A 12,057-nucleotide genomic window follows, 5' to 3' on the forward strand; every position below is an offset into this window, starting at 1 on the left:
TTAATTCAACATTTTTTTATAGTAATATTCATATTGATCGACGATAAGTTCAGAACTAAATCGTTGTTTAATATCTTTTAGCATATTGCCTTGTAATTCTTGATAGAGATGCTCATCTGTTAATAATTTCAGTGCATAAGTACTCGCCTGTTCACTATCTCCCACATCTACAATATAACCTGTTTCACCGTGCTTGATGACTTCCTTGATACCTCCAGCATTTGAACCTATAGGTACTACTCCTGTTGTCATTGCTTCTAATAATGTAAGACCAAAACTTTCTTTTTCACTTAATAGCAAAACTAAATCAGCCATTTGATAAAATTTGCTAACTTGATCTTGTTTACCTAAAAATAGTACATCATTTTCGATAGATAACGATCTTGCTTTTTTACGCATATCTAAAAGTTCTGGACCATCACCTAATAAAATCAGCTTGCTTGGTATATGCTTATGAACTTTAGAAAAAGTTTCTAAAATAGTATCAATACGTTTAACTTTTCGAAAGTTTGATACATGTATAAGCACTTTTTCTTCAGGCTTAATACCGTAAAGTTCTTTATACTTATTTTCATGTTTTGTAGGAAACTCTTTTTCTCGAACAAAATTATAAATAGGAACGATATCTTTATCTGTTTCAATAATTGATTTTGTTTTTTTAGCTAGTGATTGACTGACACTTGTCACGAGGTCACTTTGTTCAATACCAAATTTAATAGCACCTTTAAGTGAATGATCATAGCCTAAAACTGTAATATCAGTACCATGTAATGTTGTTATAATTTTAATGTCTTTTCCAGACATTTGACGTGCTAAAATACCACAGACAGCATGTGGTACAGCATAATGCATATGTAAGATATCTAAATCATATTCTTTAATGACTTCAGATATTTTTGTGCTTAATGTAATATCATATGGTGGGTATTGAAATACTGCATATTGATTCACTTCGACTTGGTGGATAGTAATATTAGGTAATGGTTTACGAATTCTAAAAGGAATATTTGAAGTAATAAAGTGAACTTCATGTCCTCTTTCTGCCATTTTAATTCCTAATTCAGTTGCTATGATGCCTGAGCCACCCATTGATGGATAACACGTAATGCCTATTTTCATAAAGTACCCTCTTTTCTATCCTTTATTTACGTTCAAATCGATTTTTATCTCTAGTATTAAATTTATGCATTGTTTCATCAAAACTTTCTGTCATATCAATACCAAGTGAATTAGCAATGCAAAGTAAGACAAATAAATTATCGCCTAATTCAGCTTTAACAGAATTTTCTTCTTCAGATAGTTTCTTTTGTTTTTCACCATAATAATGATTGATTTCCCTTGCAAGTTCGCCCACTTCTTCTGTTAGTCGGGCTAAATTAGCTAATGGAGAAAAATAACCCGCTTTAAATTGACCAATATATTCGTCTACTTCTTTTTGCATCTCATTTAAAGATTTCATCATCATTCTCCTTTTTTTACATTTCTTTCTAAGTATATATCAAATTAGTTGTTAATGCATTTTATCAATTCTATTCAAAGACGTCATAGAAAAAGAGCGAAACAGAATTCTTTTTTGAATTCATATTTCGCTCAGTATAACTACTTAAAAATCTTAAATGTTGTTATAAAGATTTAAAATTAAGTTAATTTATAAAGGTATTTTAGTTATCATTTGCACGTGCCAGTAAAATAATTCTAACAAGTTCGGCTACAGCTGTAGCTGTTGCTGCTACATAAGTCATAGCTGCTGCTGATAACACTTTTCTCGCATGTTTATATTCTTTTTCATTCACAATATTAAGTGCAGTAATTTGTTTCATAGCTCTTGAGCTTGCATCAAATTCAACTGGTAATGTCACGATTGAGAATAAAACTGCTAATGACATTAACCCAGCACCAATCCATAATGCAGTTGAGCCAAAAGCGCTACCTAATGCTGTTAAAAAGATACCAGCCATAATAACGATATAGCTTAATGAACTACCAATATTTGCTAAAGGTACTAAAGCAGTTCTAAAACGTAAAAATGCATAACCTTGTTGGTGTTGAATAGCGTGTCCAACTTCGTGTGCCGCAATAGCTGTACCAGCTACTGAAGGACGATCAAAGTTTGCAGGAGACAAACAAACTACTTTCTTATTTGGATCATAGTGGTCTGTTAAAAAGCCTTCGCCCTTAACTACATCTACATCATAAATTCCATTAGCATGAAGAATTTCTTCTGCTACTTCACGACCAGTTTTACCACTTGTTGATCTCACTTGTGAATATTTTTCATAATTTGATTTTACTTTGTGTTGAGCCCACATTGGAATGAGCATAATAATAACGATATATATAATATAAGACACTATAGACAATCAATTTCACTCTCCTTTAATAATATTCTACTGACAATCGATTTTTTAATCAAATAATTTAACCTTTATGAACTTATTAAAATAATAATAAAGTATAAGTGATATAATACTTAGCCATAGTGCAATAAAAGCAACTAAACTCACATGATATTGTATGAAATCATAATAAGGATACTTCTTTAATATATAGTCTACATAATCATTGTTAAATATCCATAACATTGAAATGAACAGACTAAGCATAGAGATTTTGAATCGTGGATAAAAATAGACACTTTCAAGGGCCATAATTCCATGACTTATAATTAAAAACACATTCATAATAGTTATGTCGTGATTATTAATAATCATTATAAGATTCATAATGACAGCCCATAAACCATATTTAAATAAGGTAACAAATGCTAGCCCTTCAATAATACTACTTTGTTTATTTATAATTAATAAACTAATCGATATACATAAAAAAAGCGATGCAATAGGGCTATCTGGTACAAAAATTAGATAATACCATTGTGTCTTAAGTATTTGATCACTATACCATATAAAACCATAAATGGTGCCTAAAACGTTACATATAAGCAATACTATTAGTATAGAACGTTGATATAATGATAACTCCCATAGTTGTCTTAAGGTAGGCATATATTCTGATTCCTTCAATTTTAATTTATGAGTGATTGGTTAGTACACTCAAAATTTGTGATAGTTGAAAAAAGCGTTGTTGATCTTTCAGTTGTAAACTCACATCAATATGATGCTCTAATTGTTCGATTAACGAATATTTTTTATTTAAGTCAAGACTTAAGTTATATATATTATTAAGATATGCAAGATATTGATCTGAATATATTAATTGTTGAATAATAAGTTCATTTAATCGCCAATCTTGATTATCATTGCATTCAAAATGAATGAATATATCAATACAAATATCCTTGGAAGCGATATAATTGAATATTTCATTTGTATTGATTAATGTTTGATTGTTTTTTGTTAACTTAATAGCAGAGAAATTGGAATGCTTTAAGCCAATTTCAAGAGTAATATGACTTTTAATTTTCTTATTTACAAAATGACTACAATTTAATTTTGATGGTGAAGCTTTTAAATAATTTAATAGCCACACACTAATTCTAGACTTAAAGTGATAATGAAACAAAGCATATTCAATATAGCTTTGTTTCATTTTAACTAGTGCATCATTCAATTTTAACACCCACTCTAGTCATTCAATCTACTCAATTCATCATTCCAAATTTCGCTAGTTGAATCGATGATTAATAGTTCGTTAAGTAAAGTTTTGGCTTTATCTTTTTTACCTATTTCAATTAAATAGAAATAATAATCACTCAAGAACGCACTTTGAGATTTCATTGTTGGATAAGCTAATTCATAGAAATGTTGTGCTTCAGTATCTCTTTCTTCTTCTCCATATGCATATGCTAAATGCCACATAAATACGGGATCAAGATCTTCTTCATCTACATATGATAGGAGTGAAATAATGGCTTCATAGTCTTCTTCTTGACGGAATAAATTACTTAAAATAAGTAAAGGTTCATGGTAAGCATTATCTACTTCAAGTGCTTTTTTAAGAAGTTCCACACCCTCATTTGCATCTCCATGTTCAATTTCTAAACTACCAGTAGAAACCATGAGTTCTTTATAAAATTGATTAAGACGTAATCCTTCTTTACCTGTTTCAATCGCATCTGGATAATTTTTCTCATTTTCATATAAAGATTGTAAATAAAAGTAACCTTGAACAAAGTCTGGATCTTTAGAAAGAAGTGTTGTCATAATTTTTATAGCTTCTTGAGTCAAATCATTTTTTTCATATGCAATGGCTTTTTTGAAAAAGTCATCAGAGGACATTTCATCTTCGCTAATTTCATCATATAGCTGTATAGCATCACTGTAATTTCCGCTTTGCAACGCGCAATCGGCTATTCTTGAAAATAAATTAATTCCATTAATTTCATATTCACCTGTATCTAAAACTACTTCATATTCTCTTGTAGCACGAAGATATTGTCCATCAAAATACAATAATTCTGCTAAAGCAAAATGAATAATTGGGTCATTAGGATTTAATTCACGCGCTTCATTTAATTTATCAATAGCGACTTCAATCATATTGATTTGTTGATATAAATCGGCTTCTAGCATTAATTTTTCAGGTGACAATTCAACTTGATTTAAATATTCTAATGCTTCGTCTGTTTGATTTTCAGACATAAGACCTTCGATAAAATAAATTAATAGTTCACTTTCATCTGGATACTTATGATATAACGTTCTAAACACTTCAAGACCTTGAGGTGTTAATCCAAAGCTATATAATGTTTCTCCTAAAATAAATAAAGCATCATCATTATTGGACGTTAATGCTTCATTTACGCGTGTATCTAAATGATCTAATTTTTGAAGATTGATATCGTCTATTAATTTATAGATATCTTCCATAATATTTTATCCCTCATTTTCTAAAAGCTTTAATTTTGGCAAGAAACCAGGGAATGATACATTTACTGCATCAAACTGACGTATGGTTAACGGTGAATCACTTAAAATAGATGCAACTGCAAGCATCATACCAATTCTGTGGTCAGTTAAGCTATCCACCGTAGTATTTCTAGTTAATTCAGAAGGATGAATAATTAATCCATCTTCAGTAGCTTGTAAATTAAAACCTAGTAGATTAAGCATATCTGCAGTTGTATCAATACGGTTAGTTTCTTTTACCTTTAATTCCTCTGCATCTTTAATAATACTTGTACCAGAAGCTTGGGTGCATAGCAAAGCAATAATTGGTAATTCATCAATCGCTTTAGGTACCAAATCTCCTTCAATTGTTATTGGTTTTAAATTGTTCGTATACTGAACTCTAATTGATGCAGTTGGTTCTGAAGACTCAGTAACATTAAATAACTCAATGTTTCCTTCCATTTGTTCAACGATATCTATAATACCTGAACGTGTAGGATTGATGCCAACATTATGAATTGTAATATCACTTCCTGGAGAACTCAAAGCGGCTACAATAAAGAAAGCAGCCGAAGAAATATCTCCTGGTACTACAAAGTCTTTAGGTTGAATATTACCTATAGCATAAGGATATGTTGTAATCACCTTTTTATCTACTTGTATTGGAATATGATAATGCTCAAACATCGTTTCAGTATGATTTCTACTTATGTCTATTTCTGTAATTTGTGATGTTTCATTTGAAAATAAGCTTGCAAACAAAATTGCACTTTTAACTTGAGCACTTGCTACTTCCATTTGATAATTTATACCACTAATGGATGAAGGCTTAATAATAAGTGGTGTATAGTTGTTTTCAATACCATTAATATTTGCGTTCATTAACTTTAAAGGTTTCAAAACACGATTCATAGGTCGTTTTCCTATAGATGCATCTCCAGATAAGACACACTCTATGCCTAATCCACTTAAAAGTCCAGCAAGTAAGCGCGTGGTTGTACCAGAATTCCCGGTATATAACGTTTGATGTGGTGTTTTGAAATGTTGATATCCTGGAGAATTGACAATAAGACGATGTTCTTCAATTTCAATATTGACACCTAAGAGTTTGAAAATTTCAATCGTACGTAAGCAATCTTCACCTAGAAGCGGTTGTTCAATAATTGACTTGCCTTTAGCAAGTGATGATAACATAATTGCTCTATGGGTCATAGATTTATCTCCAGGTACTTTTATCTCACCGTTTAATGGACCATGAATATCTATTGTTTGGCTTGTTGTCACAGTAATTCACCTACTCTACTAATAATTGTAGTTGTTTAAATGATTGCATCAATATATTCTTTTCTACATGATGTACATTAGGTTTACCTAATTGTTCGAGTAGAACCATTTGAATACCTTCACCATTATTCTTTTTATCTAATAGCATGTATTGATACATTTCTTCAAAATCAATCTGCTTAATTAAATTTAACGGATAATTTAATTGATGCATATAATTAATGTAATGTTGAACATCAAATTGTGTACCAAGAAGATGATTTGCCACAATGAACTGATAAATTATTCCAATCATAATTGCATGACCATGAGGTATTTTATACTTATATTCTACTGCATGTCCAAAGGTATGACCTAAATTTAAATATTTTCTAACATTACTTTCTTTTTCATCTTTTATAATAATACTTAGTTTTGTTTTAATACCTTTAAAAATAAATTGATCCATATCTTTAAGTGATTCAAGTGTGTTTCTATCAGAAAAGTGTTTTTCAATATCTTCTGTAGCAACTGTTCCAGTAAGTAAAGCATGCTTATACACTTCAGCATAACCACTTAAAATTTCATGATACGGTAATGTTTTTAAAAAGACTAAGTCATATATGACTGCTTTAGGTCTATAAAATGCACCTATAAGATTTTTGCCATGAGAAGAATTTATACCAACTTTTCCGCCTACACTTGAATCATGCGCTAATATCGTCGTAGGTACTTGTATAAAATCAACGCCCCTTAATAATGTAGAAGCTAAGAATCCTGTGAAGTCTCCTGTAGCTCCTCCACCTATAGCTACTAAACATGTATTACGAGTAAGATTCATTCCTAGAAGTTGTTCCATGACAGTTTGATAATGATTAAAAGTTTTCATTTTTTCGCCGGCAGGAACGATTACTTTTTGAATATTTGAATTGTGACATAATGCTTCAAATTTATCTCTAAAGTTAAAATCAACAAATTCGTCTATAATTAAGAATACTTTATCATAATCTTGAATGTAATCGGATAAATACTTAAATGCATGATGTTCAACAATAATAGGATAATTATCGCTATGATAAGTGGTTTGTAATTGCATGAATATACCTCATTTCTAAAAGTTAATTATAAGATGTTTAAAATTCTATATTTAACTTTCTACGTTCCTCAATTTGTTCTTTGAGTTGATCAATATGATTAGATTGGAACTCTTCTAAAAGAGCTTTAGCAACTTCGAATGCAACAACATGTTCGCAAACAACACTTGCTGCTGGGACTGCACAACTATCTGAACGTTCTATTGTTGCTTTAAAATCTTCTTTAGTATTAATATCTACAGAATTTAAAGGTTTATATAAAGTTGGAATGGGTTTCATAACACCATTTACAATGATAGGCATACCATTAGTCATACCACCTTCAAAGCCACCTAAATGATTAGACCCCCTATAATAACCTTTTTCAGAGTTATATAAAATTTCATCTTGAATTTCGCTTCCAGGTTTTTCAGCAGCTTTGAAACCTTCACCAAAGCTGACACCTTTGAAGGCGTTAATGCTTACGACACCTTGCGCAATGCGTCCATCGAGTTTACGATCATAATGCACGTAGCTACCTACTGCAACTGGCATATTTTCAACCATAACTTGAACTACGCCACCTATAGAATCGCCCTCTTTTTTAGCTTCATCGATTTTATCTCTCATTTTTTGAGCAACCTTTTCATCAATCACACGCACATCATTTTTATCGATATTTTGTTTAAATGTTTCTGAATCGTATAACCCTTCATCTTTAATTCCACCTATTTCGACAACACGACTATACATATGAATGTCTACTTGAGAAAGTAAAATTTTTGATACTGCTCCTACAGCGACACGTGCAGCTGTTTCTCTTGCAGAAGAACGTTCAAGGACATTTCTCAAGTCACGATGATTATATTTCATACCACCAATTAAGTCTGCATGGCCAGGTCGTGGCTTTGTAATTGTACGTTTCATGTTTTCTCGTGCTTCGTCACTAATCGGCTCAATGCCCATTATATTTCTCCAATGAGTAAAATCATCATTTTTAACTACAATAGTAATCGGACTGCCTAAAGTAAAACCATTTCTTACACCAGAAACGATTTCTACTGCATCTTTTTCAATTTGCATTCGACGTCCTCTACCATAACCTCCTTGACGTTTAAACATTTCTTTATTTATCTCTTCAACTTTCATTTCTAAGTTAGCTGGAACACCTTCAATAATCACTGTTAGTTGTGGACCATGGGATTCTCCTGAAGTTAAATATCTCATGTTTAATAGCTCCTTTCCTTTACCACTTTAAATTGTATTATGTATTATTTGTTATCATATCATATTCAACGAAATTAAATAACTAGTGTAGAATATTTAGTGTTTGAAAATTCAAACAGTTTTATATAAAAAAAGAGGCTGGGACATAATTTCTAAAAAAATAGCCAGTAAATGAGTTTTTTATAAATTCATTTACTGGCTTCTTTATTTACAATACTACGTATTGTTGGCTCGCTTTCTTAGGGGACAGCTTCAGCCTGTAGTCTTCAGCTTGTCCTGTTCCCTCAAGAGTCTCGCCAAAATACTTTGTATTTATATGTAATTTTACATTGAAATACTTTAAAAAAATAAGGCCCTTTCGTATAATTTAATAAATATCACTAAACTAAATTAACGAGGTGCCTTATGTATAAAGATTATAACATGACTCAACTTACTCTACCATTGGAAACTTCAGTTCTTATCCCCACAAATGATATTTCACGACATGTCAATGATATTGTAGAAACCATTCCTAAGACTGAATTCGATGAATTCAGACGTCATCGTGGTGCAACATCATACCATCTAAAAATGATGTTAAAAGTCATTCTATATGCCTACACGCAATCTGTGTTTTCAGGACGTAAGATAGAAAAATGACTGAATAATATCATTCGAATGATGTGGCTATCACAAAATCAAAAACCTTCTCATAAAACGATGAATTGATTTAGAGTCAATCCAAACGTAGATGCTTTATTAACATCATTATTCATTCAATTTCATAGTCATTTTTTGAAACAACATCTTATAGATGATTTGGCCATTTTTATTGATGTACGAAAGTTGAGACGAATGCCAATCGATATACATTTGTATGGAAAAAGAGCATTCAAAACCATGAGTCAAAAATGAATGCAGATTCTAAAGCACTCTATCATGAATTGGCGACAAATAAAATCATACCTGAGATTAAAAAAGGTCACGATAATGACTTAACAAAAGAAAAAATAGATTTGATTGATAGTCATTTAGATAAAGACATCGAAAATTTAAATCAATATATCGATAATGAAAAATGTACTAAAATAAGAAAACAAATACGGCTCAAAAGAACTAAAATTAAACAATACAAAAAGCAAATTAATGAGTACTCTGAGCAAAAACATAGATACGGAGTCTAAAAATCTATTTTAAAGGATAGAAATAGTTATTCTACAACAGACCATGATGCAACATTTATGAGAATGAAAGAAGAACATATGAAAAATGGACAACTCAAGTCAGGGTGTCATTTACAAATAGCGACAAATTCTCAATTCGTTTTATCTTATAATGTGTATCAAAATCCGACTGATACAAGAACGATGATACCATTTTTAAATTCAATTCAAGAGACCTACGGTCATTTACCTGAATATATTGTAGCTGATGCAGGTTATGGTAGCGAACCCAATTATATGGCAATTATAGATGATTTTAATCGAATACCACTTATAACCTACGGTATGTTTATAAAAGATAAAACTAAAAAATATAAAAGCGACATCTTTAACACTCAAAATTGGAATTATGACGAAATTAACGATGAATATATTTGTCCAAACAATAAGCGATTGGGTTTTAAAAGATATGCCTATCGTCATGATAAATATGGATTTAAGAGAGACTTCAAATTATATGAATGTGATGATTGTTCAGAATGTCCTCTGAAACACCAATGCATGAAATTCAATTCAAAAACGAATAAAAAAATAATGAAAAATTATAATTGGGAATATTTTAAAGCCCAAATTAATAAAAAGCTTTCAGAACCAAAAACAAAAACCATCTACAGTCAAAGAAAAATTGATGTGGAGCCTGTTTTTGGATTTATGAAGGCTATTTTGGGTTTCACTCGAATGTCCGTTCGAGGGATAAATAAAGCCAAAAGAGAACTAGGATTTGTATTAATGGCACTTAATATAAGAAAAGTAGCAGCTCGACGAGCTGAAAATAATCAAAAAAATTATAAAAAAGACAATTTCTATATTATTTCAATAGAAACTGTCTTTTTTCACTTATTCAGAAACTTTATGTCCCAGACTCTTTTTTAACATGTTAGCAGTCAATGGTTGAATTAAAAATTATTCTTCATAGAGCCAATTTTCTCTATTAGCTTCGTAGCTATATATTTCATCATCATTAAACCATAAATTGATTTCTCTTTCAGCTGATTCTACAGAGTCTGATCCGTGAATAATATTTCTTCCTACTGTTAATCCATAATCGCCTCTTATAGTACCAGGACTGGCTTCAGTAGGATTTGTTTTTCCAATAATATGTCTAGATACAGCAACTGCATCTTCTCCTTCCACGACCATAGCAAATACAGGTCCTGAAGTTAAAAATGCAACAAGTTTATTAAAAAACGGCTTTTCTGTATGTTCAGCGTAATGTACTTTAACAGTATCTTTAGTCGGAATTATAAATTTACCCCCAATAATTTTTAAACCTTTTCTTTCAATTCGAGAAATAATTTCTCCTATTAAATTACGTTGTACTGCATCTGGCTTAATCATTAAAAAAGTGCGTTCCATTATACAAATCCCCCTAAGGTAAAAAATATTGATTTAATATGTATAAATACATTTAATAGCAAACAACCTACTACTACTAAATAATAACAGGTTGTTAAAGCGCTTTCAATATTTTTCTTGTTTTACGTATTTCTAGCTCGCATTCTTTTAATAAGCTTTCTAAATAAGTTTTGCGCGTTAGGTTCTTCTAATTGATCAATTAAGTCGAGTGCTTTATTTAAATAATGATCACTCACTTTTTGAGATTGCATTATACTATCTGAATTCTTAATTTGATCAATAAGAGGACTAAATTGTTCTTTATTCGTCAAATGTGATAACTCAGCGATTTGTTTTTTGAAAACCGTGTCTTTTTTCATTTCTAATAAAACTGGTAATGTAATATGGCCATTCATTAGGTCGCTACCTACAGGTTTACCTAATTTTTTCTCAGTACTTGTAAAATCTAGAATATCATCTACAATTTGAAAACTCATTCCAATATAATGACCAATCATTTTTAATTTTCGAATGGTCTCTTTATCAGCTTCTGATGTTATTGCACCAACCTCTGTTGAAAGTTGAATAAGCAATGCTGTTTTTCTATTAATACGTCTCAAATAATTCGTAATATTTTGCTGACTATTAAATTGATCTTGGAATTGGAAGAGTTCGCCTCTACAAACATCAACAATTGCGTTAGAAATAATGGTATGAACACGCGGATCTTCAATTTTAGAAAGCTGTTTTAAACCTAAAGCTAGCAAGAAATTGCCAGTTAGGATAGCAGTAGTTACATCCCATTTTTTCTCGATAGTCAATTTACCACGTCGTTTATCACTTTTATCAATCACATCATCGTGCACAAGTGTTGCCATATGAATTAATTCTAAAGCTACTGCAACATGATACGTATCTTCAGTAATTTTTTTGGCTCCAAACTGACTACTAAGAATAACAAATGCCGGACGCACACGTTTTCCACCTGAAGATAATAAATGAAATGCTGCTTCTTGTAATATAGAATCATTACTTTTAATAGCATCTTTCAAACGCTTTTCAACATTTTTAATTTCACTATTCATATTTAACTTTGCCACATTA

The 12,057-nt window shown here is 30.8% G+C and carries 11 protein-coding genes and 1 pseudogene; 1 reads left to right on the top strand and 11 read right to left on the bottom strand.

Annotated features, from left to right (window positions below; translation table 11 throughout):
• From bshA to aroC, 9 genes are all read right to left on the bottom strand, one after another.
• Nucleotides 1-1,119 carry an N-acetyl-alpha-D-glucosaminyl L-malate synthase BshA gene (gene bshA / locus AC2FB1_RS01180; protein WP_490673452.1) on the bottom strand — a complete coding sequence of 373 codons (1,119 nt, stop codon included), beginning with the start codon at nucleotides 1,117-1,119 and terminating at the stop codon, nucleotides 1-3.
• A gap of 22 nt (nucleotides 1,120-1,141) precedes the next feature.
• Nucleotides 1,142-1,459, bottom strand: a complete 318-nt coding sequence (locus AC2FB1_RS01185; protein ID WP_490673453.1) for a nucleotide pyrophosphohydrolase — start codon at nucleotides 1,457-1,459, stop codon at nucleotides 1,142-1,144.
• A gap of 202 nt (nucleotides 1,460-1,661) precedes the next feature.
• Nucleotides 1,662-2,360, bottom strand: a complete 699-nt coding sequence (locus AC2FB1_RS01190) for a zinc metallopeptidase (RefSeq protein WP_017176300.1) — start codon at nucleotides 2,358-2,360, stop codon at nucleotides 1,662-1,664.
• Nucleotides 2,361-2,405: 45 nt separating this feature from the next.
• On the bottom strand, nucleotides 2,406-3,005 hold the full coding sequence (locus AC2FB1_RS01195) for a DUF1405 domain-containing protein (protein WP_490673454.1): 600 nt from the start codon (nucleotides 3,003-3,005) through the stop codon (nucleotides 2,406-2,408).
• Between the two features lie 25 nt (nucleotides 3,006-3,030).
• Nucleotides 3,031-3,570, bottom strand: coding sequence for a YpiB family protein (locus AC2FB1_RS01200; RefSeq protein WP_490673455.1), 540 nt, complete (start codon nucleotides 3,568-3,570; stop codon nucleotides 3,031-3,033).
• 14 nt (nucleotides 3,571-3,584) lie between these two features.
• Nucleotides 3,585-4,829: a tetratricopeptide repeat protein gene (locus AC2FB1_RS01205; RefSeq protein ID WP_490673456.1), complete on the bottom strand. Its 1,245-nt coding sequence runs from the start codon at nucleotides 4,827-4,829 to the stop codon at nucleotides 3,585-3,587.
• A 6-nt stretch (nucleotides 4,830-4,835) separates the two neighbouring features.
• Nucleotides 4,836-6,134 carry a 3-phosphoshikimate 1-carboxyvinyltransferase gene (aroA, locus tag AC2FB1_RS01210; protein ID WP_490673457.1) on the bottom strand — a complete coding sequence of 433 codons (1,299 nt, stop codon included), beginning with the start codon at nucleotides 6,132-6,134 and terminating at the stop codon, nucleotides 4,836-4,838.
• 10 nt (nucleotides 6,135-6,144) lie between these two features.
• Nucleotides 6,145-7,209, bottom strand: coding sequence for a 3-dehydroquinate synthase (gene aroB / locus AC2FB1_RS01215; protein ID WP_490673458.1), 1,065 nt, complete (start codon nucleotides 7,207-7,209; stop codon nucleotides 6,145-6,147).
• Between the two features lie 37 nt (nucleotides 7,210-7,246).
• Nucleotides 7,247-8,413, bottom strand: coding sequence for a chorismate synthase (gene aroC / locus AC2FB1_RS01220; protein WP_490673459.1), 1,167 nt, complete (start codon nucleotides 8,411-8,413; stop codon nucleotides 7,247-7,249).
• A gap of 405 nt (nucleotides 8,414-8,818) precedes the next feature.
• Between aroC and AC2FB1_RS01225 the strand changes: the two are divergent.
• A pseudogene (locus tag AC2FB1_RS01225) lies at nucleotides 8,819-10,491 on the top strand (IS1182 family transposase).
• A 30-nt stretch (nucleotides 10,492-10,521) separates the two neighbouring features.
• Here the strand turns inward: AC2FB1_RS01225 and ndk are convergent.
• Both ndk and AC2FB1_RS01235 read right to left on the bottom strand, forming a co-directional pair.
• A complete protein-coding gene (gene ndk / locus AC2FB1_RS01230; protein WP_490673460.1) occupies nucleotides 10,522-10,974 on the bottom strand; it encodes a nucleoside-diphosphate kinase in 453 nt (150 codons plus the stop codon).
• 122 nt (nucleotides 10,975-11,096) lie between these two features.
• The gene (locus AC2FB1_RS01235) at nucleotides 11,097-12,053 is read right to left on the bottom strand and encodes a polyprenyl synthetase family protein (protein ID WP_490673461.1); all 957 of its coding nucleotides are present in this window, start codon (nucleotides 12,051-12,053) and stop codon (nucleotides 11,097-11,099) included.
• Between the last annotated feature and the right edge of the window lie 4 nt (nucleotides 12,054-12,057).

The organism is Staphylococcus sp. CoH_129_LAB_1 (assembly GCF_058191515.1).